General features: G+C 65.3%; 15 protein-coding genes. 8 read left to right on the top strand and 7 right to left on the bottom strand.

Annotated elements, in window-relative coordinates:
• The first annotated feature begins 198 nt into the window (after window positions 1–198).
• Window positions 199–555, top strand: a complete 357-nt coding sequence (locus CDV49_RS07215; RefSeq protein ID WP_256947265.1) for a DUF2147 domain-containing protein — start codon at window positions 199–201, stop codon at window positions 553–555.
• 60 nt (window positions 556–615) lie between these two features.
• On the opposite strand, the gene CDV49_RS07220 is transcribed toward CDV49_RS07215, so the two are convergent.
• Both CDV49_RS07220 and CDV49_RS07225 read right to left on the bottom strand, forming a co-directional pair.
• Window positions 616–1,659: a FliG C-terminal domain-containing protein gene (locus tag CDV49_RS07220; RefSeq protein WP_088214871.1), complete on the bottom strand. Its 1,044-nt coding sequence runs from the start codon at window positions 1,657–1,659 to the stop codon at window positions 616–618.
• Between the two features lie 74 nt (window positions 1,660–1,733).
• Window positions 1,734–3,407 (bottom strand): alpha/beta hydrolase, encoded by a 1,674-nt coding sequence (locus tag CDV49_RS07225; protein ID WP_088214872.1) that lies wholly within the window; start codon window positions 3,405–3,407, stop codon window positions 1,734–1,736.
• A gap of 156 nt (window positions 3,408–3,563) precedes the next feature.
• On the opposite strand from CDV49_RS07225, the gene ku reads away from it, so the two are divergent.
• From ku to CDV49_RS07260, 7 genes are all read left to right on the top strand, one after another.
• On the top strand, window positions 3,564–4,400 hold the full coding sequence (ku, locus tag CDV49_RS07230; RefSeq protein WP_088214873.1) for a non-homologous end joining protein Ku: 837 nt from the start codon (window positions 3,564–3,566) through the stop codon (window positions 4,398–4,400).
• Between the two features lie 3 nt (window positions 4,401–4,403).
• Complete coding sequence (gene ligD / locus CDV49_RS07235) at window positions 4,404–6,947, top strand: DNA ligase D (RefSeq protein ID WP_088214874.1); 2,544 nt, start codon at window positions 4,404–4,406, stop codon at window positions 6,945–6,947.
• Window positions 6,948–7,074: 127 nt separating this feature from the next.
• On the top strand, window positions 7,075–7,875 hold the full coding sequence (locus tag CDV49_RS07240) for a division plane positioning ATPase MipZ (protein WP_088214875.1): 801 nt from the start codon (window positions 7,075–7,077) through the stop codon (window positions 7,873–7,875).
• A gap of 163 nt (window positions 7,876–8,038) precedes the next feature.
• Complete coding sequence (locus tag CDV49_RS07245; RefSeq protein ID WP_088214876.1) at window positions 8,039–9,139, top strand: ABC transporter substrate-binding protein; 1,101 nt, start codon at window positions 8,039–8,041, stop codon at window positions 9,137–9,139.
• Window positions 9,140–9,183: 44 nt separating this feature from the next.
• A complete protein-coding gene (locus CDV49_RS07250; RefSeq protein ID WP_088214877.1) occupies window positions 9,184–10,071 on the top strand; it encodes an ABC transporter permease in 888 nt (295 codons plus the stop codon).
• Entirely contained in the window at window positions 10,068–10,850 is a 783-nt protein-coding gene (locus tag CDV49_RS07255; protein ID WP_088214878.1) for an ABC transporter permease, read from the top strand. The genes CDV49_RS07250 and CDV49_RS07255 overlap by 4 nt, the downstream gene beginning before the upstream one ends.
• A gap of 1 nt (window position 10,851) precedes the next feature.
• On the top strand, window positions 10,852–11,898 hold the full coding sequence (locus CDV49_RS07260; protein WP_088214879.1) for an ABC transporter ATP-binding protein: 1,047 nt from the start codon (window positions 10,852–10,854) through the stop codon (window positions 11,896–11,898).
• A gap of 159 nt (window positions 11,899–12,057) precedes the next feature.
• Here CDV49_RS07260 and CDV49_RS07265 read toward each other — a convergent pair whose 3' ends face one another.
• The 5 genes from CDV49_RS07265 to rimM form a co-directional block, all read right to left on the bottom strand.
• Window positions 12,058–13,212, bottom strand: coding sequence for a sensor histidine kinase (locus CDV49_RS07265; protein WP_143413131.1), 1,155 nt, complete (start codon window positions 13,210–13,212; stop codon window positions 12,058–12,060).
• A gap of 143 nt (window positions 13,213–13,355) precedes the next feature.
• Window positions 13,356–13,577, bottom strand: a complete 222-nt coding sequence (rpmE, locus tag CDV49_RS07270) for a 50S ribosomal protein L31 (protein WP_035712819.1) — start codon at window positions 13,575–13,577, stop codon at window positions 13,356–13,358.
• Window positions 13,578–13,588: 11 nt separating this feature from the next.
• On the bottom strand, window positions 13,589–13,957 hold the full coding sequence (rplS, locus tag CDV49_RS07275) for a 50S ribosomal protein L19 (RefSeq protein ID WP_088214881.1): 369 nt from the start codon (window positions 13,955–13,957) through the stop codon (window positions 13,589–13,591).
• Complete coding sequence (gene trmD / locus CDV49_RS07280; protein ID WP_088214882.1) at window positions 13,954–14,859, bottom strand: tRNA (guanosine(37)-N1)-methyltransferase TrmD; 906 nt, start codon at window positions 14,857–14,859, stop codon at window positions 13,954–13,956. The genes rplS and trmD overlap by 4 nt, the downstream gene beginning before the upstream one ends.
• Window positions 14,856–15,350: a ribosome maturation factor RimM gene (gene rimM / locus CDV49_RS07285; RefSeq protein WP_088214883.1), complete on the bottom strand. Its 495-nt coding sequence runs from the start codon at window positions 15,348–15,350 to the stop codon at window positions 14,856–14,858. Before rimM ends, trmD begins: the two co-directional genes overlap by 4 nt.
• Between the last annotated feature and the right edge of the window lie 93 nt (window positions 15,351–15,443).

Genomic DNA, 15,443 nt, shown 5'->3' on the forward strand with positions numbered 1-15,443 from the left:
GCGCGGCTGTGGCGTCATGGCAGCATCCGCCGGAGGAGAGGGAGGATCATCATGGAAAAATCGCGTTGGAGCCGGAGGTCGGGGGAAACGGCCGACAGGAGCGGGGCGCCGGAGGCATCACCGGCCGGCAAAGCTTGTCGGGCTGGCTGGCGGGCCGGCCTTGCCGTCATCGGCTTGTCCGTGATGACAGGCGGGGCGATGACAGGCGGCGCGGCCTTCGCCGCGGATCCCGTGCAGGGGGCGTGGCTCACCCAGCCGGACGATAACGGCCATTATGGGCGGGTGGAAATCGCGCCCTGCGGCGACCGGCTCTGCGGCACGCTGACCGCCGCGTTCGGGGCGGATGGTAAATCGGTGCCCTCCGACCGGATCGGAAAGCGGATCGTCTGGGACATGCAGCCGGCGGGCGGTGGCCGCTATGAAAACGGTCAGATCTTTGCCCCGGATCGTGGCAAGACCTATGCGTCCAAGATGAGCATGGCGGAAGACAAGCTGACCGTTTCGGGCTGCGTGCTCATCCTCTGCCGCAGTCAGGTCTGGTCGCGGGCGAAGTGAACAGCCGGAGAGGCTGACGCACGGGAAGCCCCGTCCCGCTTTGTCTGTGACACGCGTTCGTCAGCCATCCATGCTGCGAAGGGCCAGCTCCCCCGATGAAATCAGGTCGCGGATGCGTGTGACCACGGCATTCTGAGCCTTTTCGGTTTGTTTCAGCGCGCTCTCCGGCAAGAGCGCGATCTCTTCCGTCAGCCCCGAAGCAAGGCGCTGGGATATGTTCTTGAGAATGAAGGCGGAACTCGCGCTTTCCGGCCCACGCGTTCCCGCGAGGGCGAGGAGAAGGTCGGTCTGGTCCACGCCCCGGACAATACGGGCGACATCGCGCGGTTCGATGCGCTCGGGAATGTCGGCATAGGTGAAGATCGCGCGCCTGACTCGCCCGGCCAGTTCCGCATCCTCCTCCTCCAGCCCTTTCAGCACATCTTCCCGCGTCTCGTTCGCGGAGGAGTTCAGGATGGCCCCGATCCGCTCCACCGGACCTTCGTCGAAGGCGGCGCGGGCTTGCGCTTCGATCGGGGCGGCGAGGGTGGCGCCGATGCGGGCAACCATCTCCGGCGCGATGCCCCCGGTCAGTGACATGGAATAGGCCAGCCGCCGCGCGCGATCACCCGGCAGCTTGCCGAGCAGGGTGGCGGCCCGCCCGGTGGGAAGCTTGGAGATGAGCACCGCGCCGACCTCCGCGCTTTCGCGCTCCAGCAGTGCGAGCAGCGGCTCGTCCGCCTGCGCGAGCACGAGATCCCAAGGGTCGTTCACCTCTCCCGTACGCGCGAGGCGGCGGAGGCGCGTGATGGCGGGCGTGCTGAGTTGATCGGAAAGCAGGTTCAGGGCCCCCTCCAGCCCACCCGGAAAGGCGAGTCCCACCGCCTCCAGCTCCGCCACGAATTCCTCGATCACCGAAACCAGCGTCTCCCTGTCCACAAGCCGGAGCCGCGCAAGCTCCCTTGTGAGGGATTCCTGCATCCCGACGGGCAGGCTGGAAAGGGGCACCTCCGCCCCCTCGGCCAGCAGGAGGCGCACCATGATCGCGGCTTTCTGTGGGCCGGACAGGATCTTGCGCGCGGGGGCGGGTTGGACGGGAGAAATGGCGAGGGCGGCGGCGGACATCGATTCTCCTACAGTCTGGAAAGTCCACTCTGCCACCCGCGGGTTAACGCCCGATTAGCGGGCCGCGCGGATCGTCACGGTCCGGCCGGAACAGGTTTGTTGCGCAGTTCCGCCGCCAGTTTCCGCTTGAGCCTGTCGATTTCCGGTACAGTCCAGCCGGGCGGCTCCGTCAGCGCGACCCAGCCATCCACGTAATGTTCCGGCGCGAAGACATGCCCGTAACCCATTGGCGTTGTGGTGGCCGTCATCATGTCCAGCACGAGTTGCAGGAACGTGACTATCGGGTACCACCGAAGTTGCGGCGATACATCCGGCCCCCGATCCCCCAGCCATTCGGGGGAGGTATAGGCATAGGAGGGGCTGAAGAAAGTGATCGGATCGGACGCGTATTGCAGATAGATGATGCGAATCAGCCCCCATGGCGCCGTCGCCTCGTTCAGATGGTTCTTCTGGTTGGTGAACCGCACGAGCGAGCCGTCCCGTACCTCGGGCAGCCAGGCGGGACTGCCGGGGTTGCGGTCGTTGGTCATCTGCCGCCATGTCGGGGTCGGGAAGGGCGGACCGGTCCAGAACGCGCCCTGAAACGGATCGTCGATCACCGTGAGCAGGTTGGCCGACAGGTCGGAGTTCAGTGCGCCGAGGCTCAGCCCGTGGAGATACAGCCGCGGCCGGGCGTCGCGGGGCAGGCGGTGCCAGTAGTCGTAGATCAGGTCGAACACGGCGCGCGCGGTTTCGTCGCCGATATCCGGGTCCACAAGCAGCGCGAGCCAGCTCGGGAGGTGCGAATACTGCACGGTGACCGTCGCGACATCGCCGTTTTCGAGATACTCCAGCGCCCGCTGGCTAGCCGGGTCCAGCCAGCCGGTGCCCGTCGGCGTTGCGATGACCAGCACGGAGCGCGTGAAGCCGCCGACGCGGATCAGCTCCTCCAGGGCGAGCTGCGCCCGCTCCCGCACCGTCTCGGCTGAGGCGACACCGACATAGACGCGAAGCGGTTCGAGCGCCGGACGGCCCGTGAACGCCGCGATATCGCTTTGCACGGGCGGCGATGTGACGACCTCGCGCCCCGCACGGCCCAGTGTCTTCCACTCGATGAGAGAGGCGGGGCTCCCGGTCTTGCCCGGTTCTTCCGGCGCGCGGATCCCGTCTTCCACCAGCGTGTCGAACTGCCGGTAGGAGGCGTCCAGCGCGCCGACCGCCTGACTGACCAGCACGCCATTGCCGATCATCCAGAACATCGCGGAGACCAGCACCAGCGCCAGGATGTTGGACACCCGCCTCGGCACATGGCTGCTGAGGTAACCCGCCACCCAGCGGATCATCAGCGCGAAAAGCCGCGCGATGAGCACGAGGATGAGAAAGATCGCCAGCGCGATGCAGCCCACCGTGTAGGGCCGCGATGTCTCCACCGGTGACAGCCCCATGAGCACGCGGATGGAGTTCTGCCATTCGGAAGCGTTCCACAGGAAGAACAGCGCGATACCGCCGCAGGCGACGCTTGCCGCGATCTTCAGTGCGAGCACGTCCCAGCCGGTCCGGTTCGTCGGAAGCTCCAGATAATCCCAGAGCCAGCGGAGGAACACGCCGATCCCGTATCCGAGCGCTGCCGACATGCCTGTCAGCACCCCCTGAAAGACAGGATTGCGGGGAATGAGGCTGGGAGCGAAGGAGGCCGCAAGAAACAACGTACCCAGCAGCACACCGAGACCGGAGAAACTGAGGGCGAACTGAGAGATATGCCTGCGCATGGTCGCCCGCTGAGTGCTGTTCTGCACAGTGTAGCGGGTCAGGGGCGCTTCGGGCAAGCGGCGGAAAAGGTGCTTTCGCCGAACGCCGAACGCCGAGGGGAACGAACGCGGCCGTCGCTGCGTTGAACGGCATCGTTTCCCGCCGGGGAGAGGCCGATGGCACCGCGCGCGCTTTGGAAGGGCTTTCTCAAGATAGATGAGCTGGTGTGTCCCGTGGCGCTCCATGCCGCAGCCTCCACTGCGGAGCGCGTGTCCTTCCACATCATCAACCGCAAGACCGGTGACCGGGTGCGCCGGGAAATGGTGGATGAGGAAACCGGCAAGCCCGTCCCGCGGGAGGATCAGGTCAAGGGATATCGCACGGAGGAGAACCGGTACATCCTCCTCGACCCCGAGGAGGTCGCGAGCGCGGTTCCGAAGTCGGACAAGACGCTCGATGTCTCCGGGTTTCTGGCCTGTGACGAGATAGAGACGGAGTATTTCGACAAGCCGTATTACCTCACGCCGGCCGATAGCGGGGCGCGCGCGGCCTATGCGCTTATCCATGCCGGCCTTGTGCGGGAGTCGGCGGCGGCGATTGCTGACGCGGTGCTGTTCCGCAAGGAGCGGGCCCTGCTGATCCGGGCGCATGACGGAGGCCTTGTCGCGCATACGCTTAAGTTCGACTATGAGGTGAGAAGTGCCTCGGATGCTTTTGATAGAATTGGTGATTATGACATCGGCGGCGAGATGCTCGACCTTGCCAAACACATCATCGACACCAAGCGCGGTGACTTCCAGCCAGAGGAGTTCGAGGACCATTACGACGCCGCTCTCGCGGAGTTGGTGCAGGCAAAGATCGCAGGCCGCGCCCTGCCCAAGCCCAAACCCCGGAAGGAGGAGAAGGTGGTCAACCTGATGGAAGCGCTCCGGCTCAGCGCGGGCGGGAAACCCGGGCCGAAAGCTTCTGCCAGGAAGGCAGCAAAGAAGCCTTCGCAGAAAAAGAGCGCCTGACCCATGGCGCTGGAGACCTACAACGCCAAGCGGGATTTCACCCGCACCGCCGAACCGCAGGGGAAGACTGCAGCGGGCGAGGGCGGGCTTTACGTCATCCAGAAACACGATGCGCGGCGGCTGCATTACGACCTGCGGCTGGAGCTGGACGGCGTGCTGAAAAGCTGGGCCGTGACGCGCGGGCCGAGCCTCGATCCCGCGGAGAAGCGGTTGGCTGTCGAGGTGGAGGACCATCCGCTCGACTACGCGACGTTCGAGGGCACGATCCCCAAAGGGCAATACGGCGGTGGCAGCGTTATCGTCTGGGACAAGGGGCGCTGGCGGCCGGATTTCGACCCGCACGCCGGTTTGAAGAAGGGCCATCTGGAGTTCGAGCTGGAGGGCGAGAAGCTGCATGGCCGCTGGCATCTGATCCGCATGAAACCGCGCCGGGGCGAGAAGCGGATCAACTGGCTGCTCATCAAGGCGGAGGACGGCGACGCGCGGGAGGCGGGCGACATCCTGAAAGAGGCGCCTCGTTCCGTCGCGAGCGGTCGGACGGTGGAGGAGGTGGGCAAGGGTCTCGGCAGCGCCGCGAAGGCTTCCAAGGCGACGGTACAGGAGCGCACCAAGGTTGGCAAAACCGCGCCGCTCGTGTCCCGCGCGGCGCAGACTCGACAGAGAAAGCCGGAAAGCACGACCGATCGTCCGGGGCCCACCGAACGTAAGGGCGGGGGCAGCCGGGCCGGAAAGAAGCCGGGCCGGAAGGAAAAGCTGCCGGATTTCATCGAGCCCATGCTCGCCACGCTTGTGGCGCATCCCCCCGCGGGCGGCGACTGGCTGCACGAGATCAAGTTCGACGGCTACCGCCTGCTGGCCCGTCTGGAGAAGGGCAAGGTGCGCCTTCTGACTCGGAGCGGGCTGGACTGGACGGAGCGGTTCTCGGGGCCGCTGACCGGGGCGTTGGAGGCGCTGGCCGTGACCGCCGCGATGATCGACGGGGAACTGGTGGTGGAGAAGGCCTCCGGCGCCTCCGATTTCGGTGCGTTGCAGGCCGATCTGTCCGGCGGGCGCGCGGACAGGTTCGTCTATTACGCCTTCGATCTTCTGCATCTGGATGGGTATGGTCTGCGCGCCCTGCCGCTGGTGGAGAGGAAGGCGGCGCTGGAGCGGCTGGTCCCCCGGGAAGGCCCGGTTCGGTTCAGCGCGCATTTCGACAACGACGGTGCCGATGTGCTCGAGCATGCCTGCGGGCTGAGGCTGGAGGGCATCGTCTCCAAGCGCGCGGCCTCGCCCTATGTGTCCGGGCGGGGGCGGGACTGGGTGAAGGCCAAATGCGCCTCCCGGCAGGAGTTCGTGATCGGCGGGTTCACGCAATCCTCCGCCACGCCGCAGGCCATCGGGTCGCTGGCACTGGGCGTGCAGGAGGCGGGGGCGCTGCGCCATGTCGGGCGGGTCGGGACAGGGTTCACGGCGGAGGTGGCGCATGATCTGTGGGTGCGTCTGACGGCTTTGGAAACGGACGACAGCCCGTTCAGCGCGCGGCTGGATGCCACCGCGCGGCGCGGGCTTCACTACGTCCGTCCCGAGCTGGTCGCGGAAGTCGAGTTCCGGGCATGGACATCTGACGGGCGCCTGCGCCACGCGGCCTTTCGCGGGTTGCGCGAAGACAAACCTGTAGGCGACATCTTGCGGGAGGAGGAAGCCGTGGAGCGTCCGGCAAGCGTGGAACTCACCCATCCCGACCGCGTGTACTGGCCGGCGGAGGGTGTAACAAAGGCGGATCTGGCCGACTACTACACGCGGGTCTGGCCGCGGATCGCCCCCTTCGTTACCGGCCGCGCGCTGGCGCTGCTGCGGTGCCCGGAGGGCATAGAGGGGCCGAGTTTCTTTCAGAAACACGCATGGCGCGGCATCCCGGAGCAGGTCCATCAGGTCAAGGATCCGAACAACCCGGAGGAACCCTTTGTCGCGATTGACGATCTCGATGGGCTGATCGCGCTCGTCCAGTCTGCCGTGCTCGAGATCCACCCCTGGGGCTCCACCCTGCAGAGCTGGGAAAAGCCCGACATGATCGTGATGGACCTCGACCCGGGCGAGGGCGTCGCCTGGCCGGATATCGTCAGCGCGGCGGGCAAGGTGCGGGAGCGGCTGGAAGAGGCGGGGCTTGCAGCCTTCGTCAAGACCTCGGGTGGCAAGGGGCTGCACGTGGTCGCGCCGCTCACCCCGAAGGCGACGTGGCCCAGCGTGAAGTCCTTCACCAAATCGCTCGCGGAAGCGATGGCTGCGGACGAGCCGGAGCATTTCGTGGCGACGATCAGCAAGGCCCGGCGCAAGGGCCGGATCCTGATCGATTACCTGCGCAATCAGCGCGGGATGACGGCGGTTGCCCCCTATTCCACCCGGGCGCGCCCCGGCGCTGCGGTTTCAATGCCGGTCCCGTGGGAGGCGCTGCCCGGGATCGGCCCGCAGGACTTCACCGTCCTGAACATTGCAGATCACCTTGCCAGCGACCCGTGGGAGACGTTCCGGGCCTCCGCGAAACCACTGCCGACGCGACGGAGATAGGCGGGGCGCGGGAAATGATGCAGCGCGGCCACGGTCTTGAGAGAGTGGCTCACCCGCTTTCCATAACGAAACCGCCCTCCTATAGTCGCTTCGCGCCGGGGTGAGCGCGACAGGACGGGAAGCGGGCGTGGCGCATTTCATCATTGTCGGGAACGAAAAAGGCGGATCCGGCAAGTCCACGACCTGTATGCATGTCGCCACCGCGCTGACCCGGATGGGCCATCGCGTAGGCGCGCTCGACCTCGACCTCCGGCAGCGGAGCTTTGGACGGTATGTCGAAAATCGCACGGCTTTCGTGCGGCGTTCGGGCATTGATCTGCCGACACCGACCTACCGGATGCTCCCTTCGGGCCAACCGCCCGAGGGGCAGGACCATGCCGATTGGGCCATCTCCAGCGCTTTGTCGGAGCTTGAGCCGATATCGGATTTCATCCTCATCGACTGCCCCGGCTCCCATACGCGGCTGAGCCAGCTCGCCCATTCCATGGCAGACACGCTCATCACGCCGCTCAATGACAGTTTCGTCGATTTCGACCTGCTGGCGCGGACCGATCCCGATACGGGAAAGGTCACCGGGCCGTCGATCTATGCGGAAATGGTCTGGGCCGCGCGGCAGGCACGTTCCGCCGCCAGGCTGCGGCCCATCGACTGGCTTGTGGTGCGCAACCGGCTGGGCGCCCAGCAGATGCACAACAAGAAGAAGGTGGGCGAGGCGCTTGACCAGCTTTCGCGCCGTATCGGCTTTCGCGTGGCACCCGGCTTTTCCGAACGTGTGGTTTTCCGCGAACTCTTCCCGCGCGGGTTGACCCTTCTGGACCTGAAGGACGTGGGGGTTGAGAGCCTCAACATGTCCAACATCGCCGCGCGGCAGGAACTGCGCGATCTGATGAAGGAACTGAACCTTCCGGGCGTGACGGTCGACTTCTGAAATGCCGCGTTATCAGGCATTTCCGCTGAACTTTTCCTGTCATTGCATTGTCACTCAACCTGCTTATTGCGTTGCGCGGCCTTTGCGGCTTACCTGAACCCGCACCGGGATCCGGGGCCAAGAAGGATTGGCGCGGAGATGCGCCCCGATAGGGAGTTTATTCATGTTCCGACACGCTATGATCGCCGCCACGGCGGTTGCTGCGATTCTTGGCCCCGTTGCGGCTTCGGCACAGTCGCTCGACGCGCTCATCGAGGGGGCGAAGAAGGAGGGCATGCTGACCACCATCGCCCTGCCGCATGACTGGTGCGGCTATGGGGAGGTGATCGCCGGGTTCAAGGCCAAGTATCCCTTCCTGACGATCAACGAGCTGAACCCGGACGCGGGTTCCGCCGATGAGCTCGAGGGCATCCGCGCCAACAAGGACAACAAGGGCCCGCAGGCCCCCGACGTGATCGACGTGGGCTTCTCCTTCGGTCCGCAGGCGAAGGAAGAGGGGCTGATCATGCCCTACAAGGTCTCCACCTGGGACACGATCCCGGAGGCCGCGAAGGATGCGGACGGCTACTGGTACGGCGACTATTACGGCGTGCTTTCCTTCATGGTAAATAAGGATTTGATCGACGAGGTGCCGAAGGACTGGTCGGACCTGCTCAAGCCCGCATACGCCAATTCCGTGGCGCTGGCGGGCGATCCGCGCGCGTCCAACCAGGCGATTCTGGCGGTGCTCGCGGCCGGCATGGCCAAGGGAGCCGAAGCCGGAGAGGCGGCGGGTAAGGCCGGGCTCGACTACTTCGCCGAGATGAACAAGGCCGGCAATTTCGTGCCGGTGATCGGCAAGGCGGGAACGCTGGCCCAGGGGGCGACGCCCATCGTCATCTACTGGGATTACAACGCGCTCTCCGCCCGCGACACGCTGAACGGAAACCCCCCGGTGGAGGTGGTCGTGCCGGCTTCCGGGGTTCTGGCGGGCGTCTATGTGCAGGCGATCTCAGCCTATGCGCCGCATCCGAACGCGGCGAAGCTGTGGATGGAATATCTCTATTCCGACGAGGGTCAGCTCGGCTGGCTCAAGGGCTACTGCCACCCGATCCGGTTCAACGATCTCGCTTCCCGTGGCGTCATCCCGCAGGAGATGATGGACGCGCTCCCGCCCGCATCGGCCTATGAAAAGGCGGTGTTCCCGTCGCTGGAGGAGCAGGAGGCGAACAAGGCGGCCGTTACCGCCGGCTGGGACAGCGTCGTCGGCGCGAACGTCCAGTAACAGGGCAGGCGGGACCGGCCTGTCCGGTCCCGCTCCGCAGACCCATGGCCTCCGCTCCCGACAGCCCCGCTCTGCCCGCAGAACGCGCGCGTCCCGCCCTTCTCTGGGTCGGTGTCGTGCCGTTCTTCCTGTTCGCCCTGCTGTTTCTGCTGCTGCCGACACTGAACATCGTGCTCGGGGCGTTTCGCGACAGTAACGGCGCCTTCACGCTCGACAACCTGAAGAACCTCTCGCAGCCGTCGATCGTCGCCTCCTACTGGATTTCCATTCGCGTGAGCCTTGCCTCCGCGTTGCTGGGCTGTTTGATCGGCTTCGGCATCGCCGCGGCGTTGACGATGGGGAACCTGCCCGGCTGGCTTCGCGGGCCGGTCCTGACATTCTCCGGCGTTGCCTCCAACTTCGCGGGTGTGCCGCTGGCTTTTGCCTTTCTGGCGACGCTGGGGCGGCTGGGGCTGGTCACCGTGTTCCTGCGGGAATGGTTCGGCGTGAACCTCTATGCGCTCGGCTTCAACCTGCTGAGCTTCTGGGGCCTGACACTCACTTACCTGTTCTTTCAGATCCCGCTGATGATCCTCATCATCACGCCTGCGCTCGACGGGCTGAAGAAGGAATGGCGGGAGGCGGCCTCCATCCTCGGCGCGACGGGCTGGCAATACTGGCGCATCGTGGCACTGCCGATCCTGTGGCCCTCGCTGCTCGGCACGTTTGCGCTGCTGTTCGCCAATGCGTTCGGCGCGGTGGCCACGGCCTATGCGCTGACGGGCTCCTCGCTCTCCATCGTGCCGATCCTGCTGTTCGCGCAGATCAGGGGGGATGTGCTTCAGGATCCGCATCTGGGATATGCTCTGGCCTTCGGGATGATCGTGATCACCGGCATCGCCAATCTCATCTACATGGTGCTGCGTGTGCGGGCCGAGAGGTGGCAGAAATGACGCGGCTGTGGTCCTGGCTCGCGCTCATCGTCGGGCTGCTCTATTTCTTCGTGCCGCTGATCGCGACTGTCGAGTTCTCGCTCAGGATGGAACGGGGGCGCTATTCGCTCCGGGCCTACGAAGTCGTGCTCTCCGACCCGCGTTTTCAGCAGACGTTCCTCTACTCCACGGTAATGGCGTTCTGCACCATTCTGATGGGGGTGCTGATCGTCGTGCCCACTGCCTATTGGGTGCGGCTGAAGCTGCCGCGGCTGCGCCCGGTGGTGGAATTCGTGACGCTTCTGCCGCTGGTCATTCCGCCCATCGTCGTCGTGTTCGGCTATATCCGGCTTTACAATACCTCGTCGCTCCTGCCGCTGACGGGATCGCTGACGGGGACGAATTTCCTGCTGCTCATGGGCTATACGGTCCTGGCACTCCCCTACATGTATCGCGCGGTGGATACCGGCCTGCGCTCCATCGACGTCGCCACGCTGACGGAGGCTGCCCAGTCGCTCGGCGCGGGCTGGGTCACGATCCTGTGGCGGGTCATCCTTCCCAATGTGCTGGTGGCCGTGCTGTCCGGCGCGTTCCTGACCTTTGCCATCGTCATCGGCGAGTTCGTACTGGCGGCCCTGCTGAACCGCCCGGCCTTCGGGCCCTACATGCAGCTTCTGGGCGCCAACCGCGCCTATGAGCCCGCGGCGCTCGCCGTCATCGCCTTTGGCATCACCTGGGCGTGCATGGGGCTTATCCAGCTCGTCACCCGCCTTTCACGACATACCCGGATCAAACGCTGACATGGCCTTTCTTGACCTCGTCCATATCGAAAAAGCCTTCGGCGCGACCCGCGTGGTGAAGGATTTCAACCTGACCGTGGAGAAGGGGGAGTTCGTATCCTTCCTCGGCCCTTCCGGCTGCGGCAAGACCACGACGCTACGGATGATCGCGGGGTTCGAGACGCCGACATCCGGCTCCATCCGCATCGACGGGCGCGAGGTGACCGGGCTGAAACCCAATCAGCGCAACATCGGCATGGTGTTCCAGAGCTACGCGCTGTTTCCCAACCTCACCGTCGATCAGAACGTTGACTTCGGGATGCGTGTCGCCGGGGTGGACCGCGCGACCCGGCGGACGCGGGTGAAGGAGATGCTAGGGATCGTCGGCCTCGGCGATTTCGGGGCGCGTTATCCGTTTCAGCTGTCCGGCGGGCAGCAGCAGCGCGTGGCGCTGGCCCGTGCGCTGGCCGTGCAGCCGCAGGTGCTGCTGCTGGACGAGCCGCTCTCCGCGCTGGACGCAAAGATCCGCATCTCGCTGCGCGAGGAAATCCGCGCGATTCAGCGCAGGCTCGGCATCACCACGATCTACGTCACCCACGATCAGGAGGAGGCGCTCTCCATGTCCGACCGCGTGGTGGTCATGAATCAGGGCCGCGCGGAGCAAGTCGCGCAACCTTTCGAGATCTACAACCGCCCGGCGACCCGTTTCGTCGCCTCCTTCGTCGGGACGCTCAACACGTTCGAGGCGGAGGTGGAGGATCCGGCGACCGGCACCGTGCGGCTGGGGGAGGAGCAGGTCTCACTGGGCCGCACGCTTCCCGCGGGCCGGGTCACGCTGGCGCTCCGCCCGGAAATGCTGAAGCTCGGCGGGGGCGAGGGGCGCGTCACCCTGCCCGCCACGGTGCGGGAGGTGCATTTCCTCGGCTCCGTCATCCGCATGCGGGCCGATGTGGCGGGGACGCCGGTCGCCTTCGACACGTTCAACATGTCGGACGCGCCGCCGCCGGAAATCGGCGCTGTGGTGCGGCTGGGCATCCGTCCGACGGACATTCTGGTGCTTGGCGACTAACAGGCTGCTGGAAAAGTCCTGAAGCGCCATGCCTATGCGCCGAAACTCGGAGAATCGGCCCGGAAACGCCCGGACGTATATAGATTTCCGGCTGGATTTCGCCAGATTTCGAAGGATTTCCGCTCAAACACTGGCCAAAAAGCCTCTTTCAGCAGCCTGCTAAAGCGGCAGCCGCACCGAGAAACTGGTCGTTCCGGCCCGGCTGTCCACGGCAATGTCGCTGCCATGCGCGCGGGCGATCTCGCGCGCGATGTGCAGGCCAAGCCCGAAACCCTCCCGGCTGGAATTCCGGTGGCGCCGGAAGAAGGGCTCGAAGATCTGCGCCATGAGGATGTCGGATATCGGGTCGCCGCCGTTCGTGACCGAAATCCTGTAGGCCTCGCTCTCCCGGCTCCCGATAAGACCGATGGGCGTTGCCATGTTGCCATGCAGAATGGCGTTGGCGAGAAGGTTTGACAGCAGCTGCCCCATGCGGCGGGCGTCGCAGGTGACCGTCGCCTCATCCACCGCGACATCGAAGCTGCGCTCGGGATGGGCGAGCCGCAACTCCTCCAACGTCTGCATCATAACGACATCGATCCGGACGGGCTGCGGGTCGAGGATCATCCCCTCGCCAAGGCGCGACCGGGTGAAGTCCGTCACATCGTCCAGCATTCGCGACATGCGGACGACGCTTCCCTCCATGAGAGCCATGAGTTCCGCGGTCTTGTCCGCCGGAAGATTGCGCCGGAGCATCCGCATGCCCGCCGAAAGCGAGGCGAGCGGATTGCGGAGGTCATGGCCGAGAATGGCGATGAACTGCTCCCGGAAGGCGTTGATTTCCTGTTGCTGGCGGAGGCTGTCTTCTGCTGTCGTGAGCTTGTCGCGCTCCGAGAGGTGAAAGGCGATGAGTTCGGCGAAAAGGGAGAAGGCGCCTTGAATGGCCGTGGTCCGCAGGGTGCGGGCCTGACGGTCCATGGCGCAGAGCGTTCCAAAGAACCGGCCATCGGGCAGGATGATCGGGTAGGAGATGTAGCTTTCCGCCCCGCAACACTCCGGGCGGTGACGGGTCTCTCCCTGTTCCATCCGCTCCATGATGATGGGGCGGCGCACATCCTCTGCGTCGGAGGAGAGCGGGTCGAGGCGCAGTTCCATGCCGTCAGCAATGCCGAAATCCGCATCATCCCGCGCCCGGCAGACGATCCAGCGCTCGCCCGACACGTAGGTCACCGCGGCAAACCCCATGCCCGTCACCTGGCAGACGACATCGAGGATCAGCGGCAATGCGTCGATTCCCATGACGAATTGCGTGACGGTATCTGGACGGAATGGCAAGTGACGGACCTCCCCCGCCGATCAGGGCTCCGGATTTCAGGAGTACGAAAGGTCATCCAGGCGGGAAACGCAACCATCCGCAAATGGAAACGGCGCGCCCAGGGGGACCGGGGCGCGCCGATAGTTCAGGCAGAGGGCTGGCCTCAGAAACCGAGACCGGCGTATTTGTTCTTGAATTTGGACACACGGCCGCCGGTGTCCATCAGCTTGGCGGAGCCACCGGTCCAGGCCGGGTGAGCGAGCGGGTCGATGTCCAGCGCCATCTGATCGCCTTCCTTGCCCCAGGTGGAACGGGTCTGGAAGACGGTACCATCGGTCATCTTGACGTCGATGAGGTGATATTCGGGGTGGATGCCCTTTTTCATCGCGACGATCCTCAGGCTTTGGGTTTGTAGTTGGTGACTTCCGCAATACGCGCGGATTTGCCGCGACGGTCACGGAGGTAGTAGAGTTTCGCCCGGCGGACACGGCCGCGGCGCACCACTTCGATCGACTCGATGTTGGTCGAGTAGAGCGGGAAGACGCGCTCGACACCTTCGCCGAAGGAAATCTTGCGGACGGTGAACGAGGCCGAGATGCCGCCGCCCTTGCGGGAGATGACGACGCCCTCGTAGTTCTGGACGCGCGAGCGCGTGCCTTCCGTCACCTTGAAGCCGACGCGCACGGTGTCGCCAGCCTTGAAATCCGGAATGGTCTTTCCGAGGCTCTCGATATGTTCGGCCTCGATCTGCGCGAGAAGATTCATCGCGTATCTCCTGGTTCCGCGGTTTTTCCGCGTTGGTGAGTGCCGCCCGAGAGCTCTCGGTCTTCCATCGGGTCCCCGCCCCCGGCTTCCGGCCTGTCAGCCGTCTGCGTGAGGTGAGCCCGCCAGAGATCGGGTCTGCGTTCCTTGGTCAGCCTTTCGGCCATGTCCCTGCGCCAGGCGGCGATCTTCGCGTGATTGCCCGACAGGAGAATGTCGGGTATCTCGCGGCCTTCCCAGACAGGGGGCTTCGTATACTGCGGATGTTCAAGAAGTCCATCCGAAAAGGATTCCTCTTCGGTGGACTGCTGATTCCCGAGCACGCGGGGTATAAGCCGGACCGTCGCGTCGATCAAGGCCTGAGCAGCGATCTCACCGCCCGTGAGGACGAAATCGCCGAGGCTGACCTCCTCCACCCCGTAATGTTCGAGCACACGCTCATCCACCCCCTCGAAACGGCCGCAGAGGAGAGTGATGCCGTCGGCCTCCGAAAACCGCCGCGCTGTGGCCTGATCAAGAGGGCGGCCGCGGGGCGAGAGATATACGACTGGCCAGCGCGCCCGGTCCCCCGGCGCACCGATGGCGGCCTGATCCAGCGCTTTGGATACCACATCCGCCCGGAGCACCATACCCGCGCCGCCGCCTGCGGGCGTGTCGTCGACGTTGCGGTGACGACCCTCGCCGAAGGGGCGCAGATCGATGGTCTCCAGCGCCCAGAGACCCATGTCCAGCGCCTTTCCGGTGAGGGAAAGGCCCAGCGTGCCGGGAAAGGCATTGGGAAAGAGGGTGATGATCCGCGCCGTCCACGCGCCTTTCAGGCGGGGATTGTGGCTCATCAGCTCCCGCGGCTGTACGGAGGCGGAGATGGCGAGGCGGCCATGGGATTTCGGGGGAGCGTCGCTCATCCGGCATCCTCCGGCGGGTCCACGACGACCCGGCCTGCGGCAAGGTCCACCGTGGGGACGACAGCACGGGTGAAGGGCAGGAGCAGCAGACGCGGCCCCGCGACCTCGATGATGTCGCCCGCGCCGTGGTTGTAGATCGCGCGCACCCGGCCAAGCTCCGTGCCGCCGGTATCGACGACAGTGAGGCCGATCAGGTCGGTATGGTAAAACTCGTCATCCGGCAGAGAGGGGAGCCGGTCCCGGTCGGTGAACAGTTCCACCCCCTTCAACGCATCCGCCTCCTCCTTGGTGGAGATGCCGGAGAGGCGCGCGGCGAGGCCGTTCGGGATCGTGCGCGTGATCGTGACGGAGAAGCTGCGCTTTCCGTCTTCGGTCCAGAGGGGGGTATAAAGGGCGATGTCGGTCGGGTCGGAGGTATAGCTTTTCAGCCGCACCTCACCCCGGACGCCGAAGGCGCCGGCGATCGCACCCACGCAAATCCTGTCGCTCATGCGTTCATCCCGGCCTGCTAGGAATGCGGAGTGTGCGCCCTTGCGGGCACACACGAGAGATGATCCGGTTTTCCCCGATGGGAAAAACCGGCT

This window comes from Haematobacter genomosp. 1, from assembly GCF_002196855.1.
In the GTDB taxonomy this organism is placed as follows: domain Bacteria; phylum Pseudomonadota; class Alphaproteobacteria; order Rhodobacterales; family Rhodobacteraceae; genus Haematobacter.

Coding starts and splice junctions, on each gene's coding strand:
- CDV49_RS07215 (WP_256947265.1), top strand. CDS start 199: ATGACAGGCGGCGCGGCCTTCGCCGCGGATCCCGTGCAGGGGGCGTGG.
- CDV49_RS07220 (WP_088214871.1), bottom strand. CDS start 1,659: ATGTCCGCCGCCGCCCTCGCCATTTCTCCCGTCCAACCCGCCCCCGCG.
- CDV49_RS07225 (WP_088214872.1), bottom strand. CDS start 3,407: ATGCGCAGGCATATCTCTCAGTTCGCCCTCAGTTTCTCCGGTCTCGGT.
- ku (WP_088214873.1), top strand. CDS start 3,564: ATGGCACCGCGCGCGCTTTGGAAGGGCTTTCTCAAGATAGATGAGCTG.
- ligD (WP_088214874.1), top strand. CDS start 4,404: ATGGCGCTGGAGACCTACAACGCCAAGCGGGATTTCACCCGCACCGCC.
- CDV49_RS07245 (WP_088214876.1), top strand. CDS start 8,039: ATGTTCCGACACGCTATGATCGCCGCCACGGCGGTTGCTGCGATTCTT.
- CDV49_RS07250 (WP_088214877.1), top strand. CDS start 9,184: ATGGCCTCCGCTCCCGACAGCCCCGCTCTGCCCGCAGAACGCGCGCGT.
- CDV49_RS07255 (WP_088214878.1), top strand. CDS start 10,068: ATGACGCGGCTGTGGTCCTGGCTCGCGCTCATCGTCGGGCTGCTCTAT.
- CDV49_RS07260 (WP_088214879.1), top strand. CDS start 10,852: ATGGCCTTTCTTGACCTCGTCCATATCGAAAAAGCCTTCGGCGCGACC.
- rpmE (WP_035712819.1), bottom strand. CDS start 13,577: ATGAAAAAGGGCATCCACCCCGAATATCACCTCATCGACGTCAAGATG.
- rplS (WP_088214881.1), bottom strand. CDS start 13,957: ATGAATCTTCTCGCGCAGATCGAGGCCGAACATATCGAGAGCCTCGGA.
- trmD (WP_088214882.1), bottom strand. CDS start 14,859: ATGAGCGACGCTCCCCCGAAATCCCATGGCCGCCTCGCCATCTCCGCC.
- rimM (WP_088214883.1), bottom strand. CDS start 15,350: ATGAGCGACAGGATTTGCGTGGGTGCGATCGCCGGCGCCTTCGGCGTC.